The 25,448-nt window shown below is 73.9% G+C and carries 25 protein-coding genes; 18 read left to right on the top strand and 7 right to left on the bottom strand.

Features of this window, described 5'->3' with window-relative positions:
- The first annotated feature begins 59 nt into the window (after positions 1–59).
- The 4 genes from ACFPM7_RS05520 (at position 60) to ACFPM7_RS05505 (ending at position 6,869) form a co-directional block, all read left to right on the top strand.
- Positions 60–2,975: a type 2 lanthipeptide synthetase LanM family protein gene (locus ACFPM7_RS05520; RefSeq protein ID WP_378244491.1), complete on the top strand. Its 2,916-nt coding sequence runs from the start codon at positions 60–62 to the stop codon at positions 2,973–2,975.
- Complete coding sequence (locus tag ACFPM7_RS05515; RefSeq protein WP_378244489.1) at positions 2,953–3,144, top strand: hypothetical protein; 192 nt, start codon at positions 2,953–2,955, stop codon at positions 3,142–3,144. Before ACFPM7_RS05520 ends, ACFPM7_RS05515 begins: the two co-directional genes overlap by 23 nt.
- A 66-nt stretch (positions 3,145–3,210) precedes the next feature.
- Complete coding sequence (locus ACFPM7_RS05510; RefSeq protein ID WP_378244487.1) at positions 3,211–6,123, top strand: AAA family ATPase; 2,913 nt, start codon at positions 3,211–3,213, stop codon at positions 6,121–6,123.
- A 140-nt stretch (positions 6,124–6,263) separates the two neighbouring features.
- A complete protein-coding gene (locus ACFPM7_RS05505) occupies positions 6,264–6,869 on the top strand; it encodes a hypothetical protein (RefSeq protein WP_378244485.1) in 606 nt (201 codons plus the stop codon).
- A gap of 10 nt (positions 6,870–6,879) precedes the next feature.
- On the opposite strand, the gene ACFPM7_RS05500 is transcribed toward ACFPM7_RS05505, so the two are convergent.
- Positions 6,880–7,437 carry a TetR family transcriptional regulator gene (locus tag ACFPM7_RS05500; RefSeq protein WP_378244483.1) on the bottom strand — a complete coding sequence of 186 codons (558 nt, stop codon included), beginning with the start codon at positions 7,435–7,437 and terminating at the stop codon, positions 6,880–6,882.
- Between the two features lie 52 nt (positions 7,438–7,489).
- On the opposite strand from ACFPM7_RS05500, the gene ACFPM7_RS05495 reads away from it, so the two are divergent.
- The 3 genes from ACFPM7_RS05495 to ACFPM7_RS05485 all read left to right on the top strand — a co-directional run bounded on the left by ACFPM7_RS05495 (position 7,490) and on the right by ACFPM7_RS05485 (position 10,157).
- Positions 7,490–7,966: an SRPBCC family protein gene (locus tag ACFPM7_RS05495; RefSeq protein WP_378244481.1), complete on the top strand. Its 477-nt coding sequence runs from the start codon at positions 7,490–7,492 to the stop codon at positions 7,964–7,966.
- Between the two features lie 74 nt (positions 7,967–8,040).
- A complete protein-coding gene (locus ACFPM7_RS05490) occupies positions 8,041–9,549 on the top strand; it encodes an MFS transporter (protein ID WP_378244479.1) in 1,509 nt (502 codons plus the stop codon).
- Between the two features lie 2 nt (positions 9,550–9,551).
- Positions 9,552–10,157, top strand: a complete 606-nt coding sequence (locus ACFPM7_RS05485) for a TetR/AcrR family transcriptional regulator (protein ID WP_378244477.1) — start codon at positions 9,552–9,554, stop codon at positions 10,155–10,157.
- Positions 10,158–10,184: 27 nt separating this feature from the next.
- Here the strand turns inward: ACFPM7_RS05485 and ACFPM7_RS05480 are convergent, their stop codons facing one another.
- Positions 10,185–10,709 (bottom strand): hypothetical protein, encoded by a 525-nt coding sequence (locus ACFPM7_RS05480; RefSeq protein ID WP_378244475.1) that lies wholly within the window; start codon positions 10,707–10,709, stop codon positions 10,185–10,187.
- A 101-nt stretch (positions 10,710–10,810) separates the two neighbouring features.
- Positions 10,811–12,085: a M14 family metallopeptidase gene (locus ACFPM7_RS05475; protein WP_378244473.1), complete on the bottom strand. Its 1,275-nt coding sequence runs from the start codon at positions 12,083–12,085 to the stop codon at positions 10,811–10,813.
- 315 nt (positions 12,086–12,400) lie between these two features.
- On the opposite strand from ACFPM7_RS05475, the gene ACFPM7_RS05470 reads away from it, so the two are divergent.
- Positions 12,401–13,609, top strand: coding sequence for a S8 family peptidase (locus ACFPM7_RS05470; protein WP_378244471.1), 1,209 nt, complete (start codon positions 12,401–12,403; stop codon positions 13,607–13,609).
- 64 nt (positions 13,610–13,673) lie between these two features.
- Here ACFPM7_RS05470 and ACFPM7_RS05465 read toward each other — a convergent pair whose 3' ends face one another.
- On the bottom strand, positions 13,674–14,510 hold the full coding sequence (locus ACFPM7_RS05465; protein ID WP_378244469.1) for an MBL fold metallo-hydrolase: 837 nt from the start codon (positions 14,508–14,510) through the stop codon (positions 13,674–13,676).
- A 74-nt stretch (positions 14,511–14,584) separates the two neighbouring features.
- Between ACFPM7_RS05465 and ACFPM7_RS05460 the strand changes: the two genes are divergently transcribed.
- Entirely contained in the window at positions 14,585–15,082 is a 498-nt protein-coding gene (locus ACFPM7_RS05460) for a winged helix-turn-helix transcriptional regulator (protein ID WP_378244467.1), read from the top strand.
- A gap of 22 nt (positions 15,083–15,104) precedes the next feature.
- Here the strand turns inward: ACFPM7_RS05460 and ligA are convergent, their stop codons facing one another.
- Together ligA and ACFPM7_RS05450 are read right to left on the bottom strand one after the other, a co-directional pair.
- The gene (gene ligA / locus ACFPM7_RS05455; RefSeq protein WP_378244465.1) at positions 15,105–17,099 is read right to left on the bottom strand and encodes an NAD-dependent DNA ligase LigA; all 1,995 of its coding nucleotides are present in this window, start codon (positions 17,097–17,099) and stop codon (positions 15,105–15,107) included.
- A 38-nt stretch (positions 17,100–17,137) separates the two neighbouring features.
- Positions 17,138–17,587, bottom strand: coding sequence for an Lrp/AsnC family transcriptional regulator (locus ACFPM7_RS05450; protein WP_378244463.1), 450 nt, complete (start codon positions 17,585–17,587; stop codon positions 17,138–17,140).
- 145 nt (positions 17,588–17,732) lie between these two features.
- Between ACFPM7_RS05450 and ACFPM7_RS05445 the strand changes: the two genes are divergently transcribed.
- The 9 genes from ACFPM7_RS05445 to ACFPM7_RS05405 all read left to right on the top strand — a co-directional run bounded on the left by ACFPM7_RS05445 (position 17,733) and on the right by ACFPM7_RS05405 (position 24,955).
- Entirely contained in the window at positions 17,733–18,383 is a 651-nt protein-coding gene (locus ACFPM7_RS05445) for a hypothetical protein (RefSeq protein ID WP_378244461.1), read from the top strand.
- A gap of 67 nt (positions 18,384–18,450) precedes the next feature.
- Positions 18,451–19,221: a hypothetical protein gene (locus tag ACFPM7_RS05440; protein WP_378244459.1), complete on the top strand. Its 771-nt coding sequence runs from the start codon at positions 18,451–18,453 to the stop codon at positions 19,219–19,221.
- Between the two features lie 5 nt (positions 19,222–19,226).
- The gene (locus tag ACFPM7_RS05435) at positions 19,227–19,586 is read left to right on the top strand and encodes a GntR family transcriptional regulator (protein ID WP_378245023.1); all 360 of its coding nucleotides are present in this window, start codon (positions 19,227–19,229) and stop codon (positions 19,584–19,586) included.
- 10 nt (positions 19,587–19,596) lie between these two features.
- Positions 19,597–20,091 (top strand): GNAT family N-acetyltransferase, encoded by a 495-nt coding sequence (locus ACFPM7_RS05430; protein WP_378244457.1) that lies wholly within the window; start codon positions 19,597–19,599, stop codon positions 20,089–20,091.
- An 80-nt stretch (positions 20,092–20,171) separates the two neighbouring features.
- On the top strand, positions 20,172–21,746 hold the full coding sequence (locus ACFPM7_RS05425) for an ABC transporter substrate-binding protein (protein ID WP_378244455.1): 1,575 nt from the start codon (positions 20,172–20,174) through the stop codon (positions 21,744–21,746).
- Complete coding sequence (locus tag ACFPM7_RS05420; protein ID WP_378244453.1) at positions 21,734–22,729, top strand: ABC transporter permease; 996 nt, start codon at positions 21,734–21,736, stop codon at positions 22,727–22,729. The genes ACFPM7_RS05425 and ACFPM7_RS05420 overlap by 13 nt, the downstream gene beginning before the upstream one ends.
- Entirely contained in the window at positions 22,726–23,556 is an 831-nt protein-coding gene (locus ACFPM7_RS05415; RefSeq protein WP_378244451.1) for an ABC transporter permease, read from the top strand. The genes ACFPM7_RS05420 and ACFPM7_RS05415 overlap by 4 nt, the downstream gene beginning before the upstream one ends.
- Positions 23,553–24,344, top strand: a complete 792-nt coding sequence (locus tag ACFPM7_RS05410; RefSeq protein WP_378244449.1) for an ATP-binding cassette domain-containing protein — start codon at positions 23,553–23,555, stop codon at positions 24,342–24,344. Before ACFPM7_RS05415 ends, ACFPM7_RS05410 begins: the two co-directional genes overlap by 4 nt.
- Positions 24,344–24,955, top strand: coding sequence for an ABC transporter ATP-binding protein (locus tag ACFPM7_RS05405; RefSeq protein WP_378244447.1), 612 nt, complete (start codon positions 24,344–24,346; stop codon positions 24,953–24,955). The genes ACFPM7_RS05410 and ACFPM7_RS05405 overlap by 1 nt, the downstream gene beginning before the upstream one ends.
- Here ACFPM7_RS05405 and ACFPM7_RS05400 read toward each other — a convergent pair.
- The gene (locus ACFPM7_RS05400; RefSeq protein ID WP_378244445.1) at positions 24,924–25,439 is read right to left on the bottom strand and encodes a DUF6630 family protein; all 516 of its coding nucleotides are present in this window, start codon (positions 25,437–25,439) and stop codon (positions 24,924–24,926) included. The two genes, ACFPM7_RS05405 and ACFPM7_RS05400, sit on opposite strands and share 32 nt — an antisense overlap.
- Positions 25,440–25,448 lie beyond the last annotated feature (9 nt).

Genomic DNA, 25,448 nt, shown 5'->3' with positions numbered 1-25,448 from the left:
CGCCCCCACCCTCCCGGCCGGCAGCATCGCTGGCACCGGAGGGACAGGAGGAGGTTGGCGTGACTGGACCACAGCAGTGGTGGCGTGCGGCCGTGTCCCCCGGAGCCGACGACACCGCCCCCGCGCCCCGGTGGGCGCGCTTCATCGACGGAATCGACGGTGGGGTCGGCGCGGTCGACGGTGGGGACCTCAACCCGGCCGGCGGCGGGAGCCTGGGCCCGGCCGACTGCTTCGCCCCTGTGCTCGCGCCGGTGTCCGCCGCCGCGGCGGGGTTGCTGACCGACGCCGCCGCGGCCGCGGTCGCCGGCGCGCGGGTCGACCTCGCCCCGGTGATCGGGGCCTGGACCCGCACGCTCACCGCCCGCCTGGCGGGTATCGCCGCCCGAGCGCTGGTCAGCGACATGGCCGCGGCGTCGGCGGCGGGAACGCTGCGCGGCGCGTCGTCGCGGGACCGCTTCACCGACTTCGTCGCGCAGGTCGCCGCGCACGGGAGTATGCGGCGGATCGCCGCCCGGTACCCGGTGCTGGGCAGGCTGCTCGGGGTCGCGGCGCTGAACGCGGTGGCGGCGACCGCGGAGTTGCTGCGCCGCTTCGCCGAGGACCGGCCCAGCCTCGTCGCCGACCTGCTCGGCGCCGACCCCGGCGAGCTGGTCGCGGTCGACTCCCTCGGCGGCGACCCGCACGACGCCGGGCGGACGGTGGCGCTGCTGCGCTTCGCCGGCGGCGCGCTGGTGGTCTACAAGCCGCGCCCGCTGGACCTGCACCTGCGCTACGAGCGCGTCGTCGCCTGGCTCAACGACCGCACCTCGGGCCTGGACCTGCGCACCGCGCGCTGCCTGGCCCGGCCCGGATACGGGTGGGTGGAGCACATCGCCGCCCGCGACTGCGCCGACCAGCAGGGGGTGGACCGCTTCTACCGCCGCCAAGGCGCCATCCTCGCGGTGCTCTACGCCCTCGACGGCGCGGACATGCACTTCGAGAACCTCATCGCCCAGGGCGAGCACCCGGTGCTGGTCGACGTGGAAACCCTGTTCCACCCGACGATCCCGCCCGCCACCGTCACCGGCGGCGACCCCGCGGCCGACGCGCTGGCCGCCTCGGTGTGCCGCACCGCCCTGCTGCCGCAGCTCGTCGTCGGCGAGAACGGCGTGGTCGACCTCTCCGGGCTCGGCGGCGACGCCGGCGCGCTCTACCCGCGCAGCGGCGGCAGCTGGGCGCACGCGGGCACCGACCGCATGCGCATGGTCCGCGACCCGCTCCCGGTGGCGGGCGCCGACAACCGCCCGAAGGTCGGCGGCCGGGCCGCCGCGCCCGAGCAGCACGTTCCCGCGCTGCTGGCCGGGTTCCGCGAGGCCTACCAGGCGGTGACCGCGCACCGCGACGCGTTGGACAGCGGCCCGCTGCGGGGTGCGGACGCGGACGCCATCCGCGTCGTGGCGCGCCCGACCCAGGTGTACGTCACCCTGGCGGTGGAGACCACCCACCCCGACGCCCTGCGCTCGTGGTCCGACCGGGACCGGGCACTGGGGCTGCTGCACCGCGAGGCCGACGGCGACCCGGTGCGCGCGCGACTGGCCGAGCACGAGGTCGCGCAGCTGCACGACGGCGACATCCCGCTGTTCACCGCCCGCGCGGGCAGCCGCGATCTCTGCTCCCCCGGCGGGGGCCGGGTGCCGGACGCGCTGGCGGTGACGCCGCTGGCCGGTGTGCTGGCCAAAACCGCCGCGATGGACGAGATGGACCGCCACGACCAGGAGTGGCTGATCACCGCGGCGATGGCCACCCGGGCTGAGGAGGCGCGCCACCGCGGCGCGCCGAGCGGCACGGACTTCGACGCCGTCGCCCCGGCGCCCGCGCGGCTGCTGGCCGCGGTGTGCGACCTGGCCGACGAACTCGTCGCCCGCGCCCTGCACGGGCACGGCCGGGCCAACTGGCTCGGCGTCGAGCTGATGGACGAGCGGTACTGGTCGCTGGGCCCGCTGGGGGCGGGCGTCGGCGACGGGTACACCGGCGTCGCCCTGTTCCTGGCCGAGGTGGCCGGGCTGACCGGCGCCGCCCGCTACGCCGACCTCGCCGCCGCAGCGCTCGCCCCGCTCCCCCGGCTTCTCGGCGCCTTGGAGGCCGACACGGACGCGGCGGGCATGGTCGGCTGCGGGTTCCACGGGCTGGGCGGGATCGCCTACGCCGCGGCCAGGGTGGGCGTCCTGCTGGCCGACCCGGCGCTGCACGACATCGCCGTCCGCTGCGCGGCGCTGGTTGCCGCGGCCGAACGCGCGCGGGCGCTGGACGCCGAGGACCTGTCGGTGGCGACCGGCGCGGCGGGTGGCCTCGCCGCCGCCGCGACCCTGCGCCGCGACTACGGCGTCGGCGAGGCCGAGGTGGTCGTCACCCTGCTCGCCGAGCGCGCCGAGGCGGCGGGCGGGCGGGTCCGCGCGCCGGGGTTCGCCCGGGGCCGCGCGGGTGTCGGCTGGGCGCTGGCGGCGGCGGGGGCAACGGCGGCCGGGCGCGCGCTGCTCGACGACACCGGCCCCGACGACCCGGCCGACCCGGGCTGGTGCGCGGGGCTCGCCGGGTTCGTCGCCGCGGACGCGCGCGCCCGCGCGCAGTGGGCCAAGGTGCTCTCCGAGCTGCCCCCGCGCGCGGACATGAGCTTGTGTCACGGGGAAGCGGGCAGGCTGGAGGCGCTGGCCTGTCTGGGTGACAGGTCGGCCGCCGCCGACCGCGAGCGGGTGGCGGGCAGACTGCTCGGCGCCCTGGAGAGCAACGGCCCGGTCTGCGGCACCCCGGGGGCGATCGTGTCCCCCGGGCTGCTGACCGGGCTGTCGGGCATCGGGTTCGGCCTTCTGCGCGCGGGTTTCGCGCACGCCGTGCCGTCGGTGCTGTTGCTGGGCAATGGACCCGAACGCCGGCAACCGCCGGAACTCGTTCGAGACAACACCGAGAGGGACAACAATGAGCAGCGATTACGCCGATGACCGTCAGCCCGAGCACGACGCTCCGGCCGACGACCCGATCGGCGCGATGGAGCTGTCCAGACCGCGCGGTCTCGGCGTGAGAACGCACTTGATGATGGGCTTGGTCTTGGCCGCCACCGTCATGCCGACGGTTCTGTCGACCTCGCACAGCACGCCGGGAGTGCTCTGATCTCACATAGTGCCGGACACCGCCGTCCTGCCAACGGCGTCCGCACCGTGCGGATAGATTGGCGGCATGTACGAGCGGACGCCGTCCCTGATAGGCCGTCAGGCCGAGGCGGCGGCGTTGCGCCGGTCGTTCCGCGCCGGGGCGGCCCGTCGGGGGAACGCGGTGTTCCTGTTGGGGGAAGCCGGGATCGGCAAGACCCGACTGGCGCAGTTCGGCGAAGCGGCGGCGGCGGAGAGCGGCCTGGTGACGTTGCGGGGACGCGGCAGCACACTCGGCCCGAGCGTGCCGTACCGCCCGATCAGCGAAGCCCTGTTGGCGTTGATCCGCACTGGGTTCACCCTTTCGAGTGATCTTGGTCCGTATCGTGCGGTGCTGGGGACGCTGATGCCGGACTGGGGCCGCGACGGCGACGCGCCCCCGGGCGGTTCGGTGCTGCTGCTCGCCGAGGCGGTGCTGCGGCTGCTCGCCGCCGTCGGCCAGGACCGCGGCTGCCTGTTGGTGCTGGAGGACCTGCACGAGGCCGACCGGGAGACCCTGGCCATCGTGGAGTACCTGGCCGACAACATCGACAGGCAGCCGGTCGTGGTGCTCGGCACGGCGCGCACCGGCCCGGGGCCCGCGCTGGAGCTGGCGATGGCCGCCGCGCGCCGCGGCGACAACCGCGTCCTGCGGCTGGGCCGCCTCGGCCAGCAGGACGTCGCCGCCCTCGTCGCGGCGTTCCTCGACGTCGGCGCGGGTCAGGCCCCCGCCGAGGTCGTGGACCGCGTCCACGCCGACAGCGCGGGGAACCCCTACTACGCCGAAGAGATCCTGCACAGCATGGTCGACAGTGGACTCCTGGTGCGGGAGGACGGCCAGTGGCGGCTCACCGGCGAGGCCCGCTCCAGCGTCCCGGAGTCGGTGGTGTGGAACGTGGCCCAGCGCGCCGAGAGCCTGGGCGAGGAGGGCCGCTCGGTGCTCTCGGCCGCCGCGGTGCTGGGGAACCGGTTCCCGCTGTCGGTGGTCCAGGCCATGACCGGTGTCGGCGACCGCGGCCTGCTGCGCTATCTGCGCGCCAGCGTCGGCGCCCAGCTGGTCGTGGCCGACGAGCCCGCCCCCGACTGGTACGCCTTCCGCCACCCGCTCACCGCGGAGGCCCTGCTGGCCCAGATGACGCCCGCCGAACAGGCGGACCTGTCCAGGAGCGCCGCCGACGCCATCGAGCGGCTGAACCCCGGGCTGCCGGGCCGCTGGTGCGTGCTCGTCGCGGTGCTGCGCGAGCGCGCCGGCGAGTCGGTGCGCGCGGGCGAGCTGTTCGCCGAGGCGGGCGAGCGCGCCTTCGCCGTCGGCGCGCCGGGCTCCGCGGTCGACCTGCTGGAGCGGGCGACCGCCCTGCTGGTCGCGCACGACGCGCGCGAGGCCCACGCCAGGGTGCTGGTGTCGCTGCTGCCCGCGGTCGCCGAGGCCGGCGAGTTCGAGCGGGCCCGCAGGCTCGCCGACGGACTGGCCACCCGGGCGAACGTGGTCGACCGGACCACCAGGGCGCTGCTGCACGTGCGCCTGGCCACCCTCGCCCAGCTCTCCGGCCGGTGGCAGGCGGGAACCGAGCAGATCGACAAGGCCAGGGCGCTGGTCGGCACCGACGCGCAGGCGGCGGCGCAGGTCGACATCGTCGCCGCCGGACTGGCCCTGGAGGCCCCTGGAGAGCACCGCCTGCTGCAAGCCGAGCAGCTTGCGCGGCGGGCGGTGGAGACCGCGGAGCGGGTCGGCCTGCCGTCGGTGGCGTGCCAGGGCTGGGACCTGCTCGGCGTGCTGGCCAGGGACCGCGGCCGCGACGCCGCGGCGGACTGCTTCCGGCGCGCGGGCGACATCGCCGAGCGGCACGGCCTGGTGATCCCGCGCATCTACGCCGCCGTCCGGCTGGCCGTGGACGACTGGGTCGCCGACGGCGCCGCGACGGCGCTGCGCCGGGTCCACGGCGAGGCGCTGGCCGCGGGCGCGATCGTCGTCGCCTACAACATCGAGGCGATGCTGGCCCTCGACGCGGTGCTGACCGGCGAGTTCGACACCGCGGAGCGGGTACTGGCCGAGTGCGCGGACGCGGTGCGCAGGCTCCAGATCGGCTCCATGATCCGCTACACGCTGATGACGAAGGCGGTGCTGGCCGCGCACCGGGGCCGCAGGCAGGAGATGGAGGACGCGCTCGCCGAGTTCGCCCACCACGACGGCGCACCGTCGCCGAGCCGGGCGCTGTCGCTCGGTCTGGCCCGCGCGTTCTGCGCCCTGCTGGAGGAGGACCGCCCCCTGGCCGAGCGCGAACTGGCCGCGCTCGCCGAGGCCGAGCGCACCAACCCGAGCACCTTCCAGCTCACCGGCCGCCACGGCCTCGCCCTGCTCCTCGACGTCCTGTCCGGCCGCGCGGGCTGGCCCGAGTTCCGCGCCAGGAGGGCGAACGCCGCCGCCCGGCTGCGCTGGAACCACCAGTTCGTGGAGTTCGCCGAAGCCGTCCTGCACGGCCGCGACGGCGACACCGGCCTGGCCGACGCGGCCATGGCCAGGGCAAGCACCACCGCGTCTCCTTTCCCCATGGCCCACCACCTCGGCCTGCGCCTGGTCGCCGAGCACGCCGCCGCCGACGGCTGGGGCGCCCCCCAGACCTGGCTGCGCGCCGCGGAGACCTACTTCCACGCCCACTCCGCCGTCCCGATAGCCAGCGCCTGCCGCGCCACCCTGCGCACCATGGGCGTCGTCCTGCCCGCCCGCCGCGCGGGCATCGACAAGGTCCCCCGCGAACTGCGCGTCCTGGGCGTCACGACCCGCGAGTTCGAGGTCCTCGAACTGCTCGCCCACCGCCACAGCAACAAGACCATCGCCGCCCGCCTGCACATCTCCCACCGCACGGTGGAGAAGCACGTGGCCGCCCTGATCACCAAGACCAACCGCACCAACCGCACCGACCTCAGCGACTACGCCCTCACCCTCGGCCCGGACGGCTCCTGACGTCCGACCCGGCAGGCGGGATGTCCACCGCTCACCTGTCCGGCCGCCATCTCGTGCGCATCCCACGGCAGCCAACCAGCGCCGGGGATGGGCGTCTCTAGGCCTGACAGGACAGAGGCACCAGGGAACGGTGGCAGGGCATGGACATCATGGGAGCGCGCAAGTCGGTCGGGGTGGCCGCGGGCATCCTCCTGGCGGTGGTGGGCGCCGCCGGGTGCGGCGCCCTGGAGAGCGGGCAGGGGCGGGCCGCGCCGACCAGTGTCAGCACGGTCACCGTGACCGTGCCCGCGAGCACGACCGCGGCGGCGGCCTCGACCGGACATGGCTCGGCCGAAGGCGGGGTGACCCAGGTGACCGAGGTGGCCGAGTCCACCGCCAAGCGCGCTCCCGCGACCACGACGACCGCCAGACCGCACGTGCCCGCCGGGCCGCGGATCGAGAGCTTCACCGTGGTCAGCAAGCCGACGTGCCCGGTGGTGGGGACGCCGGACGCGCCGTTCTCCTCCCCCGGCAGCGGCGTGGTCGTCGCCTGGAAGGTCAGTGGTGCCGAGGGGGCGGCCATCTCGGTGGACAACCCCGGCGTGTACGCCTCCTACGGCGGCGACTACCCGGCGACGGGGCAGCTGGAGCTGTCCTTCCCGTGCAACGGCGGCAGTGGCGAGACCACGCACACCTACACGGTCTGGCCGAAGGACGCCAAGGGCGTCTCCAAGACCCTGACGGTCAGCGCGCGCAACAACTCCTGACCGGGCGTTCTCACGCCGGGCCGACCAGCCTGCCCACGGCGCGGGCCAGACTGTCCACATCGGACTGGACTGGGACGCCTGCGCGCAGGAGCCTGCGGGTCACGGCATAGGGGAGGTCGACCACGGCGAGCACCATGTCGCGCACCGGAATTCCCGCCTCGTCGGCGAGGCGGCGGACGGCGGCTTCGGCTCTGGCGTTGTTGGCCTCGGCGTGCTCGGTGAGGGCGGGCGAGACGTCGCCGCGCAGGAGGTCGGCGAGCGCGTGGCGCAGGAGCAGGGCGGCGTCGGCGGGATGCTCGACGCTCCAGGTCGGCACGCTCGTCGCGGCGGCGACCGGGCCGCGCTCAGCGGCGGCGAGGTAGGCGTCGAGGAAGCGGTCCTGGGCGCGCAGCCAGGCGGCGGCGACGAGATCGTCGCGGCGGGGGAAGCGGTGGTAGATCGACCCGCTGGGCGCGCCGAGCGCGGCGGCCACGGCGCGCGCGGACACCGCGGCCGGGCCACCGCCGGTGATCAGCGCGCGGGCGGCGTCCAGCATCGCGTCGCGGGTGTGCTTGACAGGGTTCGGCACGAACTGGAGACTACGCTCTACCGAACTAGAGAGTACTCTCCAGGGAGTTGCCATGGTCCTCAACGTGCACGCCCGCACCGTCGGCGACGGCGCGGGCGCCTTGATCGACACACTGTCCGGCCCGGACGACCGCCTGTGGCCCGGTGGCCCGTGGCCGCCGATGCGCCTGGACGGCCCGCTCGGCGTCGGCGCCGCGGGCGGGCACGGCCCGATCCGCTACACCGTGGCGGAGTACGAGCCCGGGCGGCGCGCCCGCTTCCGCTTCACCGGCCCGCGCGGCTTCCACGGCTTCCACGAGTTCACCGCCGACGGGCCGCACCTGCGCCACCGCATCGCCATGACCGTCACCGGACTGGCGCGGCTGAGCTGGCCGCTGGTCTTCCGCCCGCTGCACGACGCACTGCTGGAGGAGTCCCTCGACCGGGCCTGCGAGACCACCGGAGCGCCGTACTCGCCCGCCCGCCGCTCGCTCTACGTCCGACTGCTGCTCGCCGTCGGACGGTCGTCGAGGCCCGTCGTCCGAGTCTGACCCGCCTGCCCGATTCCGACGACCCGGTCACACCTGCCCGGCTTACTGTACCGTCCAGACGGTACAGTAAATGCATGACGACGAACTCGGCGGCGACGCTCGGCGCCCGGCGGCGGTGGGCCGCCCTCGCGGTGCTGGTGGGGTCGGTGCTCCTGCTGGCCATCGACGGCACGGTGCTCTACCTGGCCGTGCCCTCGCTCTCGCGGGACCTGGCCCCCACCGCGACCGAGATCCTGTGGATCGGTGACGTCTACTCGCTGGCCCTGGCCGGGCTCCTGGTCACCACCGGCACGCTCGCCGACCGGGTCGGCCGCAAGAAGGTGCTGCTCGTGGGCACAGCGGCGTTCGGGGCGGCCTCGCTGGTGGCGGCCTTCTCCACCAGCCCGGAGATGCTCATCGGAGCCCGCCTGCTGCTCGGCGTGGCCGGTGCGACGATCATGCCGTCGACGCTGTCGCTCATCCGGGACCTGTTCCCGGACCCGACCGAGCGCAGGCGGGCCATCGCGATCTGGTCGGCGGGCTCCGGCGGTGGCCTGGCGCTCGGACCGCTGGTCGGCGGCGGCCTGCTGGAGCACTTCTGGTGGGGCTCGGTGTTCCTGGTCAACGTGCCCATCGTGGTCGTCTTCCTCATCGCGGGCACGCTGCTGCTGCCCGAGTCCCGCGACCCGTCCCCCGGCCGGTTCGACCCGCTCTCCGCCGCGCTGTCGCTGGCCGCGATCACCCCGCTGGTCTACGCGGTCAAGCACGCCGTCAGCGCGGGCCTGGACGTCTGGACGCTCGGTTCGGCCATGGTCGGGCTGAGCGCGGGCGCGCTGTTCGTGCGGCGCCAGCGCCGCGCCGAGACCCCGCTGATCGACGTCGGCCTGTTCGGCAACCGCGCGTTCACCGGCGCGGTGCTGGCGAACTTCATCGCGATCTTCGCCCTGACCGGCCTGCTGTTCTTCTTCTCCCAGTACCTGCAGCTCGTGCGCGGCTTCAGCCCGCTGGTCGCCGGGCTGGCCGAGATGCCGACGACGATCGCCGCGATCGTGGTCATCGGCCTGGTCGGCGTGGCAGCGGCCCGCCTGGGCACCGGACGCGCCGTGGCCGTCGGACTGGCCGTCGCCTCGGTCGGACTCCTGCTGATCGTCCCCGCCGAGGAGGCCCAGAACTACCTGTGGCTCGCCCTGGCGCTCGTGCCCGTCGGTCTGGGCGTCGGCCTGGCGATGACGCTCACCGTGGACGCCGTCGTCTCCGCCGTTCCCCCACGGCGGGCGGGTGCCGCTTCGGCCATCGCCGAGACCGCCTACGAACTCGGCGTCGCCCTCGGCATCGCGGTGCTCGGCTCCGTCGTGACCCTGGCGTACCGATCGGGCCTGGACGTCCCGGAGACCGCGCGCCCGCTGGTCGAGGACTCGGCCGCCGCGGCGCTGACCTCGCTCGACCCCGCCTCCGACCTCGCCGCGGCCGTGCGCGAGGCGTTCACCTCCGCCATGCAGACCGCCTCCGTCATCGCGGCCGTCGTCACCGCCGTGGCGGCCCTGGTCGCCTGGCGCACCATCCCCTCCGGTAGGAACACGGCGACCGCGGCAGAGGGGAAGTGAGCGTGGCACGCAAGTCAGGACGCACACCGGAGGAGACCCGCCGGGCACTGCTCGACGCGGCCGCCACCGTGATCCGCGACCGCGGCATGGCCGCCAGCCTGGACGAGATAGCCCGCGTGGCCGCGGTGTCCAAGGGCGGGCTGCTCTACCACTTCGCCACCAAGGACGACCTGGTCCGGGCCTTGGCCCAGGACATGCTGGAGGCGTTCCGGGCCCAGGTGGCCGCCGCCGCCGACCCCGCCGACACCGCCCCGGGCAGGCTCACCCGGGGTTACGTCCGGGCCTGCCTGGCCTCAGCGCACGAGGAGGCCGCGCTCCGCGAGGCCGTGGCTCTCGTGGCCCGGCTCCACAGCTTCCCCGAAGTCGCCGACCTCGCCCGCGACGACACCCGCCGCTGGACCGAGGACCTGCGCGCCGACGGCCTGCCCGACCACGTGCTGGCCCTGGTCGTCGCCGCGGCCGACGGGGCAGGCATCGCCCCCCTGTGGGGTGGCGTCGTGCCCAGCGTCGAGGCGCGCATGCTCGAACGCCAACTGCTCCACCTCACCCTCGACCGGCGGCTGTGGCCACACCTGCTCCCCGAGGTGGAGGAGTCCGACCAGCGCTGAGCCGCTGCGGACATGGCGAGACCGGGGTCAGCCCGGTCCCGCCATGTCCGCGCCGTTCAGCAGCAGCGTGAACAGGCCCATGGCACCGGTCCGAAAGGCCACCGACAGCGCGTACCCGATGGCGGCGTCAGCCCCTTCGGTGTCATCGCGATTGATCAGCCACTGCACGAGGAAGTCGCCGTCCTCATCCCCCATCGACAGCTCGAAGACCTTCCTGCCCGCCCGAACCAACCGACTCGTCGCCACCGAGTTCGGCGCGAACCGGTAGCGCGTCCCCGCCACCACCAGGTCGACGCCGTATGAGGCCCTGGTCAGCTTTCCCTTGCCTGGGCGGAGGTCGGCGGCGACACCGGCGACGGTCATGACCAGCTCACCGGCCTGCCTGGTGCCGATGGGCACGAAGCGGTCCACCGCCGCGTCCGGGGACCGTCGGATGGTGACCGTGGGAATCCGCGGCCCGGAGACCTCGACCACGCCTTCGGTGTCGTCGGTGCGGATGCTCAATCCGTCGTAGAAGGCGTCGTCGACGGTGCGTGAAGCGGTGAGGGCCATGTCCACCGCACCCTACCGCCCCGGCGTCGACCGCCCTTGCCTGGTCGACCCGGAGAGGCGGACGGCGGCCCGGGAGTGTGGGGCCGCCGTCCGCGGGCGGGTCAGGTCGCGTTGGCGATGAGGATGTCGACCGCGCCGTCGTTGCGGGTGGTCTGCGGGACGATCTGCTCGTCCGGGGGGTAGAAGCCGTCGATGCCGCCGCCGGCGGGGTACATCTCGAAGCAGTAGGAGAGGATCTTGTGCTCGCCCCACATCCAGTCGCTGATGCTGCCGTCGGTGACGTACAGGGCCGAGGACTGCTGGCCGGTGTAGCCGTTGGAGGCGGCCATCTCCTCGCCGACGGACTCGAAGCGGGCGTACTCCTCGGCGGTCATGCCGTCGGTGACGGTGTCGTAGGTGTGGCCGAAGGGCCACAGCACCAGCTCGGAGAAGGTGTGGAAGTCGATGTGGCCCTTGATCTGCTGGGTGCCGCCCACCACGCGCGAGCCGACGAAGTCCTGCACCGCCCGCACCTCGGGCGCCGAGGCCGCCGACGGGCCGCGGTAGGTCTCCGACGACGGCGAGGTCGAAGAACCGCCGCAGCAGCCCCACTTGTAGTCGAAGTTGCGGTTGGTGTCGGTGCCGACCGAGCCGTCGGAGTTGGGCTGGCGGTTCTTGCGCCAGCCCGCGTACTCCCCGCCCGCGATGTCGAACTCGGCGCCGTCGGGGTTCTGCGACGGGACGACCCAGATCTCCTTGGCGTCGACGGCGGCCGTGACGCCCGCGTCCGAGCCGTAGCCCGCGGTGAAGCGCTCCACGATGCGCAGGCACATCTCGGTGGTCAGGTGCTCACGGGCGTGCATGTTGCAGGTGAACAGCACTTCCGGTTCGTCCTCATCGGAGGCGACGTTGTCGCTGATCTTGATGATCGGGATGTCGCGGCCCTCGTGGCTGCTGCCGATGCTGGACACCGCGGCGATCTCCGGGTGCGCCGACGCGGTCTCCCGCAGCGCCGCCACCATCTCGGCGTAGGTGTGGTAGCCCTCGTCCCCGGCCGGGAAGTCGGCCGCGGCGGTCCGCGAGAGACCACCGCCGCGCGCGGCGAGCAGGGCGTCCCAGTCGCCTTGCAGCGTCAGCGTGAGCCCCTGCCCCCGCAGACCGGCGGCCTGCTCGGGACTCGCCACGACCTCCATGCCGCCGTCGCGGACACCCAGCACGTCGACGCCCGCGCGGTCGACGTCGGTGCGCGCGGCGGCGGTGTCGGCGCCGCGGACCTGGTAGAGCCCGCGTTCCGGTGTGCGTTCGTCAGCCGCGCTGGCCTGCCACCCGGTGACCAGCACCAGGACGGCGGCCGCGGCGCCCGCCCCTGTCGTGGTCCAACGACGTTTGCTGAGCATGTGTTGCCTCCCCGAAGGCTGTTTTCATGATCGGGGACGATCCTTCATACGGTCAGCGGACCGCGACAACCCGCCGATGGTCGGGGAATGGGCCGTTCAGGCGAGAAACAGCCGATGGTACTACGCCGTTCGAGTGAGAATCTGGCTCCTGGCCCGGGTCGTTCCGCTGTGGACGGACCGGCGGTCGCGGCGGCACCGCGATCCGCTGATCGGACCTGTCGCCGGTCCCGTCGGCGTGCTTTGTTGAACTCGGAAGGTTCCCCGACATCGGCGCAGGGTGACACCCGCGCGCCGACCCTGCGGTTGGAGGAGCGTTTGAGAATCGGACTCATAGCGGCGTTGGCGGTATCGGGCATCGTGGTCGCGCCTGCTCAGGCGGCCGGAACGGTGTTGTACGGCGGGCATCCGGACGCCATCGCGGGCAGCTACATCGTGGTGCTCAAGAAGGACGCCGGTCCCGCGTCGGCACGGACGGAGGTCGTGCGCGGCGCGAAGATCACCTTCAGCTACGAGCACGCCCTGTCCGGGTACGCCGTGCGGACCGACGCGGCGGGGGCGCGGCGGATCGCCGGAGATCCCCGGGTGGCCTACATCGCGCAGGATCTGCGGGTGGAGATCGCGGACGTGGCCAGGCCCGCGCCCGCCCCGGTGGGCGCGCAGGCGCTCGGCGTGCAGCCCGATCCGCCGTCGTGGGGGCTGGACCGGCTCGACCAGCGGTCCCGGCCGCTGGACGCGCGGTACTACTACGCCAACACCGGGTCGAACGTGCGGGCCTACATCGTCGGCACCGGAATCCGCTACACCCACCAGGAGTTCAACGGGGCCGCGGTGCCCGGCTACGACGCGGTCGGGGGCGTCACGCCGCCGGGGTCGGACTGCAACGGGCACGGCACGCACATGGCGGGCACCGTCGGCGGGCAGACCGTGGGCGTGGCCAAGGACGTGAAGCTGGTGTCGGTGCGGGTGCTCAACTGCCAGGGCAGCGGCACGTACTCGGCCATCCTCGCCGGGATCAACTGGATCACCCAGGACACCCAGGCCAGCGGCAGGCGCTCGGTGGTGATGATGAGCCTGGGCGGCACGTTCAACCAGGCGCTCAACGACGCGATCACCGCCTCCACCAACGCCAACGTGCACTACTCGCTGCCCGCGGGCAGCTCGAACGGCGACGCGTGCACCACCTCCCCCGGCAGCGCGACCGCGGGCACCACGGTCGCGGTGTCGGACGCGAACGACACCCGGGCCTCGTTCTCCAACTACGGGCCGTGCATCGACCTGTTCGCGCCCGGGGTGAACATCTACTCCGCCTGGGGCACCTCGGATACCGCCTACTCCACCATCAGCGGTGTCACGGCGACCGCGCACGCCACCGGGGTGGCCGCGCTGTGGCGGCACAAGTTCCCGGGCGACAGCGCCTACGCCACCGCGACGGCGCTGACGGCCAACGCGACGCCGGGGATCGTGGCCAACGTGCCCGCGAACACGGCGAACCTGCTGCTGCACTCGGGAATGATCCCGGTCTGACCGGTCCGGGCGCGGCGGCCGACCGGTCGCCGCGCCCGGCGGCGGGCAGCCACGGCCCGCGCGGCTACTCGGCTTCCCGCTCGCGCTCCCGCCACCCGGCGAGGCTCTGCGCCTGGCCGACGTGGATCTCGCTCACCCACTCCCATCCGGGCTTGGCCTCCGGGCCGATGCGCGGGTCGTCGGGGACCTGGCCCTCGCGCAGCGCGTGCAGGTAGGCGCGGTCCTGCTCGATCCGCGCGCGGATCTCCGCACCCCGACCGACGGAGCCGTGACCGGGGACGACCGCGGCAACTCCGCCGACCACGCCCTCCAGCAGCCGCAGACCGGCCAGGTACTCCTCGATCGGGTCGTTGGTGGCGGTGAACTCGTCGAGCATCGGGGGGAAGACGTCGGACAGCATGTCGCCGGCCACGAGGACGCCGCGGTCCTCGATGAGCAGCGCCGCGTGGCCCGGGGAGTGCGCCGGGTGCTCGATGATCCGGACAGCCGGACCGTCCCAGGGGATCAGCGCGGCGTCGGCGGGCAGGCCGGTGATGAGGCCGTAGCCGTCCAGCGGGGTCTCGTCGGCGATCTCCGGCGGCAGGCCTTCGGCGGCACGGGCCCGCCAGTCCGGCTTCGCCAGCAGGTCCGCCAGGACCGCGGCGCAGCGGGCGGTGCCGAACCGGGGCGCCTCGCCGAGGTCGGCGTGCCAGAGCACGTGATCCCAGTCGGGGTGCGTAGCGAAGCCCGCGACCACGGGATGGCCGAGTTCACGCAGGTCATCGGCAAGGCAGCGCATCTCGCCGCTGGTGATGCCCGGGTCGATGAGCAGCACACCCGCCCGGCCGAGCACGACAACGGTGTTGTTCTGGAGCAGTTCGCTCTGATGGGCCAGCACACCCTCCGCCACCTGCGTCAGCACGGCGATCCTTCCGCTTGTGATGTGCAACCGCTCCGCGGGGAACGTAGTACCAAGCGGTGGTAAAGTGCAAGCACATGGGCGAAGTGCAGGAACCTCGATCAGGATGCCCGATCAACGCCGCCATCGAGGTCTTCGGCGACCGCTGGACCCTGCTCGTCCTGCGCGACATCGTCTTCGGCAACCGCCGCTACTTCCGCGAGTTGCAGTCCCACTCGATCGAGGGCATCGCCTCCAACATCCTCGCTGACCGGCTCAAGCGCCTGGTGGAGTCCGGCCTGCTCACCCGCGAGGACGCGCGCCCCGGCCAGCGGGCGCGCTACAGCCTGGCCGAGCCCGCGATTCAGCTCATCCCGGTGTTCGCGCACCTCGGCAGCTGGGGCCTGCGCCACCGGCCCACCGTCCGCGCCCTGCGCGTGCGCGCCGAGCTGCTCGACCAGGGCGGCCCGGCCCTGTGGGCGGAGTTCATGGACGAACTCCGCCGCGAACACCTCGGCGCGACCTCGCCGCCCGCCTCCCCGACCGTCCGCGAACGCCTGAACGCCGCCTACCGCGCCGCGATCTCCGCTCCGTAGCGCCGCACGCTCCCGGGACCCCCTACGCCAGCCCGGCGGCGATCAGCATCTGCCACACGACGCCTTGGTCCACGACCTCGACCCCGTGCTTCTCCGCTTTCGTCAGCTTGGCCGCCCCCACATCCGTTCCGGTGATCAGCATGTCGGTGCTGCCCGACACCGACCCCGACGCCGTGGCTCCCGCCTTCTCGCACATGCGCTGGAACGTCGGGCGGGGGATCTTCTCCCCGGACCGGGGATCGCTGATCCCGCCGGTGATCACCACCGTCTTGCCCGCCAGCGGCGCGTCCGAGGACACCACCGGGGGGAGGTCCTCCTCCAGCACGTCCAGCGACACCCCCGCCTCCCGCAGCCGCGCCAGCTCCGGCCGCAGCCGCCCCAGGTGCTCGGTGATCGAGGCCGCCACCTTCGGCCCGATGTCCTCCACCGCGACCAGGCGCTCCTCCCCCGCCTCCGCCACCTCCTCCAGCGACCCGAACCCGGCCCGGCACAGCCGCGCCGCGGTGCCCTCCGACGCCATCGGGATGGCCAGCCCGATCAGCGCCCGGCGCAGCCCCACCGTCCGGCTGGCCTCGATCGACTCGATCATCCTGGCCGCCGACACCTCGCCGATCCGGTCGAACTCCAGCAGCTGCTCCGCGGTGAGCCGGTAGAAGTCCGACGGCCGCTCCAGCAGGCCGGCCTCGGCCAGGCGCTCGATCCACACCCCGCCGACGGCCTCGATGTCCGCCGCCGCCCGCGACGCCCAGTGGATCAGCCTGCGCACGGTCTGCGCGGGGCAGGAGACGTTGGTGCAGAACAGCTCCCTGCTGTTCCCCTGCTCGACCAGCGCCTGCCCGCACGACGGGCACGTCACCGGCGGCACGATCTCGCGCTCGTCCCCCGTGCGCTTGGACTCGTCCAGAACGCCCGCCACGAAGGGGATGACGTCGCCGGCGCGACGCACCAGCACGGTGTCGCCGATACGGATTCCCTTGGCGCGGATGACTTCCTGGTTCGCCAGCGTGGCCCGGGTGACCGTCGTTCCGCCGACGAAGACCGGCTCCAGCCAGGCGACCGGGGCGATCTTGCCCGTCTTGCCGACGTCCCAGACGACATCGGAGAGCACGGTCGTCTTCTCCTCGGCGGCGAACTTGTAGGCCAGGGCGCCGCGCGGGGAGTTCGACCTGGTGCCCGCCGCCGCGTACGCGCCTCGGTCGGCCAGGCGCAGGACGGCGCCGTCGAGGTCGTAGTCCAGGTCGTTGCGGCGGGACTCGATCTCGGCGATGACAGCGATGGCGGCCTCGGCGTCGGCGCAGTGGCGCATGTCGGCGACGGTGAAGCCCAGGGCGACCAGGCCGGTCTCCAGGTCGTCGGCGGTGTCGGTCTCGGCGTCGGTGGACAGCTCGAAGGCCAGGAAGAGGAGCCTGCGCTCGGCCACCGTCGCCGGGTCCTTGGCGCGGAGGGTGCCCGCGGCGGCGTTGCGGGGGTTGATCAGCGGCTTGTCGGCGTGGGCGGCGTTGTAGGCGGCGAAGGTCGAGCGCAGCATCATGGCCTCACCGCGGACTTCCACGCGGCCGGGGGCGTCCACCCGGGCGGGGACGCCGTCGACCAGGGCGCGCACCAGTTCCGTCACGTCGTCGCCGGTGGTGCCGTCGCCCCGGGTGATGGCCCTGGCGAGCCTGCCGTCCTCGAAGACGATGGCGAGGGAGAGGCCGTCGAGCTTGGGCATGACCACGACCGGTTGGCCGGGGAAGCGGTCGAAGAAGGCCGCCACCTGCTCGGCCTTGGTCGCCTTCTCCAGCGACAGCATCGGCCGCGAGTGGCGGACCGGCGCGTGCAGCACCGCCGGGGCGCCGACCTGCTCAAGGGGGTTCGGGTCCGGGGCCAGCTCGGGGTTCGCCGCGATCAGCGACCGCAGTTCGTCCTCAATGGCGTCGTACTCCGCGTCCGCCACCGACGGCGACCCCCGGTAGTACGCGTCGCGCAGCGCGACGACCTGGTCAGCCAGCGCTTGAATCCGTTCCCTCACGTCCACAGGCAGAACCTACCGGTCCTGGCCGACGATCCCGCCGCTCAGGCGTCGAGCAGGCGGGTGCCGTCCAGCGGGATGTCGTGCAGCACCAGCCTGCTGCGCACTTGGAGCACGCCGTGGTCGCGCTTGAGCAGATCGATGGTCCGCTCGAACTCCGCGGCGTCCAGGCACGCGAGCCGGAGCTGGTAGTCGAAGTCGCCGGTCACGCGGGCCCCGGAGACGACCTGCGGGATGTCGGCGAGGCCGCGCTCGAAGGCGGCGCGGCCGGTGGACTCGCGCAGCCGGATGTCGCTGACCATGTGCAGCGTCCGGCCGAGGGCCGTGGGGTCGAGGTCGGCGTGGATGCCGCTGATGACGCCCGCGGAGCGCAGCCGCCGGACGCGGTCGGCGACGGTGTTGGCCGAGAGGCGGACCTGCTTGCCGAGGTCGTTGTAGGTGGCGCGGCCGTCGGCGTGCAGAAGCCGCAGGAGCGCCCGGTCGATCTGGTCCATGCCACACATTCTCGGTCCTCGGCGGGGCTGACCGAGATGATCGCGGTCGAGCACCGCGTGTCGCCGCGATCTCCGAGCCACATTCGGCGCCTGCGGGGGCAGGGTCGAAGGCATGGGAGTGCAGCTCGCGCAGGTGATGTTTCCGGTGATCACAATGGGTGCGGCGACCGTCGTCCAGCGGCGGTTCGGGCATCGGGCGGGCGGGGTGGTCGTCGGTCTGCCGCTGACGATGGCGCCGTTCCTGGTGGTGCTGCTGGTCGGCGCGGGGCCCGCTGTCGCCGGGGCGGCGGCGCGCGGGTCGATGGTCGGGCAGCTCGGGGTGGTCGCGTTCTGCCTGGTCTACGCCCACCTCGCGCACCGGGGCGCGGGCCCGCTGCTCGCGCTGCTGAGCGCGCTGGGGTGTGCGGGCGGAGTCGCGCTCGGGTTGTCGGCCGTGGTGGTGACGTGGGTGGCGCTGCCGATCACGCTCGCCGCGGTGATCGCGGCGGGCCGCGCGCTGCCGCCGCCGCCTGCCGACGTCCCCGCGCGGCGAGCGCCGTGGTGGGAGCTGCCCGCGCGCGCCGCCGCGTCGACCGCGATCGTCGTGGTGGTCGCGGGATCGGCGGACGTGCTCGGCCCGCGGGTGGCGGGCGTGCTCGCCGCCGTCCCGGTGGTGCTCGCGGTGATCACCCCGCCGACCCACCACCGCGACGGGCGTGCCGCAGCCGAGGCGCTGCTGCGCGGAACCCTGCGGACGCTGCCCGCCGCCACGCTGTTCGCGGCGGCCTTCGCCTTCGGGCTGCCGCTGCTCGCATGAGCCTCATTGGACGGCACCGAGACGCTAGTCTTGTATCAAGCGGTCGGTACAAGGTGGGGAGGCAGCCGTGCCGGTGGACAACGTCATCGCGCTGATCGGGGTGCAGATCGCTTTCGGCCTGGTGATGCTCGTGGTCCTGTGGCCGACCCCCCGCGCCGCGACCAACCTGCTCGCGCGGTGGGGGGTCGGCGATCCGACCGCGGCCGAACGGGCCGAAGCGCTGACCTACCTGCGGCGGCGCAGGCTCTGGTACCCGTGGCTGTTCATCGGCCTGCCCGCCGCGCTCACCGCCGTCGGGGTCCTGACGACCGACGACCAGAACCACAGCAGCTGGTCGATCCCGGCCACCCTGCTCATCGGCGGGCTGCTCGCCGAGCTGTTCGCTCAGCGCCGAGCCCCCGCGCCGGTCCGGACGGCCGTTCCGGTGCGCCGCAAGCCCACCGACCTGGTTCCGCTCTGGGCGCTGATCGCGCACGCCACCACCGCGATCGCGACTGTCGTCACCCTCGGCAGCGCCGCGGCGGGCGTCGCCTGGGCGCGGTGGTGGTACGAGTTCTGGCCCGAGCGCTCGGTGTGGATCGCCCTGATCGCCGCGCCGCTGTCGGCAGTGGCCGTCTGGGCGCTGGTCGGGCTCGCGGTGCGCCGTCCCCCGGTCGCCGAGCTGCGCATCGATCCCGTGCTGCGTGCCCGCAGCGCCCGGGTCCCGGTCGGTCTCGGCACCGCCGTGCTGTGCGTCCCGCTCGCGGGCACCCAGTCCCCCAGCCCGTTCATCATGGTGGCGGGCCTGTTCATCTGGGTGGCGGTGGCGAACCCGTCGTCGCGCGGGGTCCGGGTGTGACTCCCATCGAGGTCGTTGTCGACACCGAGAGCGGGGTCTCCCCGTGGCGGCAGGTGCGCGACCAGCTGGCCCGCCTGATCGGCTCGGGCGCGCTGCCCACCGGCACCCGGCTGCCGACCGTGCGCCAGCTCGCCCGCGACCTCGGGCTGTCCCCCGGAACCATCGCCCGCACCTATCGCGAACTCGAACAAGCGGGCCTCGTGCACACCGGCCGGGCGCGCGGGACCGTGGTCGCCGAAGCGGTCTCCCTCGATCCCGCCGCCGCCCTGCGCGACCTCGCCCGCGACTACGCCGACGCCGCCCGCACCCTCGGCGCGGACGTGGACGCGGCGGCCGCGGCCGTCCGCGACGCCTACCGGGACTAGCATCCGCGGCGTGCGAGCTGGGGTGTTGAGCGGCAGGACGGTGGTCCTGGAGCCGCTGCGGGTGGAGCACGCCGAGGAGATGGCGGTCGTGCTGGCGGACGCGGAGCTGTACCGCTTCACCGGCGGCGAGCCGCCGTCGGCGGACGAGCTGCGCGCGCGGTACGCCGCACAGGTCCGGGGGCGCTCCGGGGAGCAGTGGTGGCTGAACTGGGTGATCCGGGCCCAGGGCGCCGCAGCAGCGGGCTACGTGCAGGCGACAGTGGAGGGCGGCATCGCCGAGCTGGCCTGGGTGGTCGGGGTCGCGCACCAGGGCAGGGGGCTGGCGCGGGAGTCCGTCGGACTGGTGGCGGCGTGGTTGCGCGGGCTGGGCGTGGTCAGGCTCATCGCGCACGTGCACCCCGATCACGCGGCGTCGGCGGCGGTCGCGCGGGGTGTCGGGATGGTGCCCACGTCGGTGGTTGAGGACGGCGAACGGCTCTGGGAAGGCCTGCCGCCCGCGCCCTGAGTGATGAAGGTCGCCCGCTCGCCCGCGCTTCTTGCCAGAGGGATGCATCTGCGCATTAGATGCAGGTTGTGAATCAGCGGATGGTCAGCGGGGCCCTGGTGGCCGCCGGGGCGTTGCTCCTGGCGGCGTGCGGCGGGCCGGACCGGAGTGCCAGTACCGGGCAGCCCGATGAGCTGCGGCTGGCGATCGGCGGGGAGTCCGAGGAGGGGTACGACCCCACACTGGGCTGGGGCCGGTACGGGTCGCCCCTGTTCCAGTCGACCCTGCTGACGCGCGACGCCGATCTCCGCATCGCCAACGACCTGGCCACCAAGCACGAGGTCAGCGCCGATGGGTTGACCTGGACGGTCGACCTCAGGACCGACGCGAAGTTCACCGACGGCAAGCCGGTCACCGCCGAGGACGTCGCCTACACCTTCCGCACCGCCAGCGAGAGCGGCGGCTTGACCGACGTCACCGCGCTGAAGGAAGCCGTGGTCGTCGACGCGGACACCGTCGAGTTCCGGCTGACCGCGCCGCGCAGCACGTTCATCAACCGGCTGGTCTCCCTCGGCATCGTGCCCAAGCACGCCCACGGCCCGGAGTACGCGCGCAAGCCGGTCGGCTCGGGCCCGTTCACCTTCGTGCAGTGGGACCAGGGCCAGCAGCTGATCGTGGAGCGCAACGAGGGCTACTACGGCGCCAAGCCCGCCTTCCGGCGCGTGGTCTTCCAGTTCACCGCCGAGGACGCCACGATGGCGGCGGCCTCCGCCGGTCAGGTCGACCTGGCCGCCGTGCCGTCGTCGCTGGCGAAGACTCCGGTGCCGGGGATGAAGCTCACCGCGGTGGAGTCCGTGGACAACCGCGGGATCATGTTCCCCTACGTGCCCGACACCGGCCGCAAGACCGACGACGGCCTGGCCATCGGCAACAACGTCACCTCCGACCTCGCCGTGCGCCAAGCCGTGAACTGGGCCGTGGACCGCCAGGCGCTGGTCGACGGCGTGCTGGAGGGCTTCGGCTCGCCCGCCACCGGCCCGGTCGACGGGATGCCCTGGTACGAGCCCTCCTCGGCCATCGCGGGCAACGACCCGGCCACGGCGGGCCGGCTGCTCGACGCCGCGGGCTGGCAGGACACCGACGGCGACGGCATCCGCGAGAAGGGCGGGGTGAAGGCGGCGTTCTCGCTGCTCTACCCGGCGGCCGACTCGCTGCGCCAGGGCCTGGCGCTGGCTGTCGCCGACATGCTGCGCCCGGTCGGCATCGAGGTCGCGGCGCGCGGGGTGGCCTGGGACGAGATCGACAAGCGGCTGCACGCCGACGCCGTGCTCTTCGGCTGGGGCAGCCACGACCCGACCGAGATGTACAACCTGTACTCGTCCACACAGGCCGGTGTCGAGTACTGGAACCCCGGCTACTACGCCAATCCGACGGTCGACGGGCATCTCGACGCCGCGCTCGCCGCGACGACCGAGGACGCCGCCATCCCGCACTGGAAGGCCGCGCAGTCCGCGGGCTTCGGCCCGGCGAAGGACGCCGCGTGGGCCTGGCTGGTGAACCTGGAGCACACCTACTTCACCGACGAGTGCCTGGATCTCGGCACGCCGCAGACCGAGCCGCACGGGCACGGCTGGCCCATCACCTCCGGCATCACGGGCTGGCGTTGGACCTGCTGAAGGCGGTGGCGGACCGGGCGCTCCGGCTGGTCCTGCTGCTCGCCGCGGTCGCGACGGCGTCGTTCTTCCTCATGGTGAACTCGCCGGTCGACCCGGTCGACGCCTACGTGGGCGCGGACGTCGCCGCGCTGGGACCGGAGCAGCGGGCGCAGATCGCCGAGCGCTGGGGGTTCGGCGACCCGGCGCTGGAGCGCTTCGGCGCGTGGCTGTCGAACATCCTGCAGGGCGACCTGGGGTGGTCGCTGACGTTCAACCAGAACGTCAGCGAGGTCATCGGCGAGCGGTTCCTGACCAGCCTGGCGCTGATGGCCGCCGCCTGGCTGCTGTCCGGGGTGATCGGCTTCGGCCTCGGCGTGCTGGCCGGGGTGCGCCGCGGCGGGGTCACCGACCGGGTCGTCACCTGGTGGGCGTACACGCTGGCCTCGGCGCCGACGTTCTGGGTGGGGCTGCTGCTGCTCTACGTCTTCGCCGTCTCGCTCGGCTGGGCGCCGTTGTGCTGCGCGGTGCCGATCGGCGTGCTGGCCGAGGACGTGACGCTGCTCGACCGGCTGGGCCACCTGGTGCTGCCCGCGGTCACGCTGTCGATCGTCGGGGTGGCGCCGGTGGTGCTGCATACCCGGCAGGCCGTGATCGAGGCGATGGAGAGCGACTACGCCGCGTTCGCCAGGGCGCAGGGCGAGTCGACCCTCGGCCTGGTCGTGCACCGGGTGCTGCGCAACGCCGCCGCGCCCGCGCTGCTGCTGCAGTTCGGCTCGCTCGGCGAGCTGTTCGGCGGCTCGGTGCTGGCCGAGGAGGTCTTCTCCTACCCCGGTCTCGGCGCGGCGACGACCGACGCCGCGCTGGGCCAGGACGTGCCGCTGCTGCTGGGCATCGCGCTGTTCACCACGGTGTTCGTCTTCGTCGGCAACACCATCGGCGACGTCGTGCACGCCAAGGTCGACCCGAGGGTGACCAGGGTGACCAGGAAGAGGCAGGCCGTATGAGCGGGCCGAGGGTGGACCGCAGGCGGCGCACGCTGCTCTGGATCGGGTCGGCGGCGGCCGTGGTGGTCGCCGTGCTGGTGGCCGGGCATCTGGTCGCCGACTCGGCGCAGACGACCGACCTCTCCGCGCGCAACTCCGGGCCGTCGGCCGGGCACCTGTTCGGCACCGACTGGCTTGGGCGCGACATGCTCCAGCGGACGCTGGCCGGGCTGCGCCTGTCGCTGGTGGTGGGCACCTCGGCGGCGCTGCTGTCGGCGGCGATCGCGATCGTGCTGGCCAGCGCGGCGGCGGTGTTCGGCGGGGTCGTCGACAGGGTGGTCAGCTGGCTGGTCGACCTGTTCCTGGCGCTGCCGCACCTGGTGCTGCTGATCCTGCTGGCGTTCGCGCTCGGCGGCGGCACCCAGGCTGTCGTCATCGCGGTCGCGGTGACGCACTGGCCGACGCTGACCCGCGTGCTGCGCGGCCACGCCCGGCAGGTGGTCACCTCCGACTACGTGGGCATCGCGCGCGGCCTCGGCCGGAGCCGCGGCTGGATCGCGACCCGGCACCTGAGCCGCCACCTGCTCGGGCACTTCGTCGTCGGCACCGTCCTGCTGTTCCCGCACGCGATCCTGCACGAGGCGGCGCTGTCGTTCCTCGGGCTCGGCGTCGACCGGGCCGAGCCGTCGGTCGGGGTGCTGCTGTCGGAGTCCATGCGCTACCTCACCGCGGGCGCCTGGTGGCTGGCGGTGCTGCCGGGTCTGTGCCTGCTGGTGGTGGTGAAGCTGATCGACACCATCGGCGAGAACACCCGCGCGCTCATCGACCCGAGGAGCGCGCACCTGTGAGCCTGCTGGAGATCCGGGAGCTGACCGTCGCGTTCGACCAGTACGAGCGCGGGCTGCGCAGGCGGGTCGTGACCGCGCTGTCCGGGATGGACCTGAGCGCCGACACCGGCGAGGTCGTCGCGCTGGTGGGAGCCAGCGGCGCGGGCAAGAGCCTGCTGGCGCACGCGGTGCTCGGGCTGCTGCCGCCCAACGCCCGCGAGGGCGGCGAGGTGCGCTACGACGGAGCGGTCGTCGCGCGGGCGGCGCGGCGTGGGCTCGCCGGGCGCGAGATCGCGCTGCTGCCGCAGTCGGTGTCGTTCCTCGACCCGCTGGCGCGGGTCGGCGCGCAGGTGCGGCGCGCGGCCGTGCTGGCCGGGGTCGCGGACCCGGCCGAGGCCGCGGTGGCGGCGCTGCGGCGCCGCGGGCTCGGGCCCGACGTGCCGCGCCGCTACCCGCACGAGCTGTCCGGCGGCATGGCGCGGCGGGTGCTCATCGCCATGGCGACCCTCGGCCGCGCCCGGCTGGTGCTGGCCGACGAGCCGACCCCCGGCCTTCAGCAGGACGGCGCGCGGGCGGTGCTGGCCGAGCTGCGCGAGATCGCCGACGGCGGCAGCGCGGTCGTGCTGATCACCCACGACCTGCCCGGCGCCCTCGACGTCGCCGACCGGGTCGTCATCTGCCACGAGGGCCGCACCGTCGACGCGGTCACCCCGGCGGACTTCCGCGCCGACGCGCTGTCGCACCCGTACACGCACGCGCTGTGGCGGGCGTTGCCCGCCAACGGTTTCCACACCGGCGAGGAGGACTGATGCTGCGCGCGGCGAACCTGCGCTTCCGCTACGGCAAGGACCGGCCGTGGGTCCTCGACGGCGTGGACGTCGAGGTCGCGCCGGGCGAGGTCGTCGGCCTGCACGGTCCCAGCGGCGCGGGCAAGAGCACCCTCGGCAGGCTCTTGGCGGGTCTGCTCTCCCCCACCTCCGGCACCGTGGAGCCGACCGCGGCGCGCGGACCGCAGCCGGTGCAGATGGTGCTCCAGCACCCCGACCAGGCGATGAACCCGCGCTGGCGGATCAGCGAGGTGCTGGCCGAGGCCGACCCGCGCGCCGAGCCCGACCCCGCGCTGGTCTCCCCCACCTGGCTCGACCGCTATCCGCATGAGCTCAGCGGCGGCGAGCTGCAGCGGGTCAACCTGGCCCGCGCCCTGCTCGCCCGGCCCGCCTACCTGGTCGCCGACGAGATCACCGCCAGTCTGGACGCGCTCACCCAGGCGCGGGTCTGGCGGTTGCTGGTCGAGCGGGCCAGGGCGGGCGGCATCGGGGTGCTCGCCATCTCCCACGACCTGCCGCTGCTGGAGGCCGTCGCCGACCGGGTCGTCGCCTTCGCCGACCTCAGTCCGACAGGCCCAGCGGCGCCGCGGTGAAGCCCGCCGCCGAGGCGAGGTCGACCAGTTCGGCGGCCTGACCGACCGGGAGCAGGACGAGCGGGTAGCAGTCGGAGTCGATGTCCAGCACGGCCAGCGCGGTGCCCTCCGCGGCCAGGTTCTCGCCCGCGAGTTGCAGGAAGTCGTAGGTGGGCAGGCCGTCCTCGTCCGGACCGGCGTACCAGGACCAGCCGTCGGCCGGGCTGGAGCCCAGTTCGCGCAGCCGGGCGACGATCTCGTCGTCGGCTTCCTTCCAGTCCACCTCGGCCAGCAGCTCGTGGTCGGCGAGGGCGTCGACCAGCGCGATCCACGCCAGATTCGGGATCGGCTCGTCGATGCCGCGCTCGTCGAGCTGCTCGGCGTTCTCCTGCACGTAGCCCGCCGGGTCGTCGTGCGCGGCGGCGGCGCGCGCCCCCACCTCGGGCGCGCCGGGTGCGAGGAGGTCGGCGACGGCGATCAGCGCGTCACGGGAGGTCGGCGGCACGGCTTCTCC

It is taken from the genome of Actinokineospora guangxiensis (assembly GCF_042657845.1).
In the GTDB taxonomy this organism is placed as follows: Bacteria; Actinomycetota; Actinomycetes; order Mycobacteriales; family Pseudonocardiaceae; genus Actinokineospora; species Actinokineospora guangxiensis.
The sequence above is the reverse complement of the archived record's forward strand: the minus strand, read 5'-3'. Positions and strand labels throughout refer to the sequence as shown.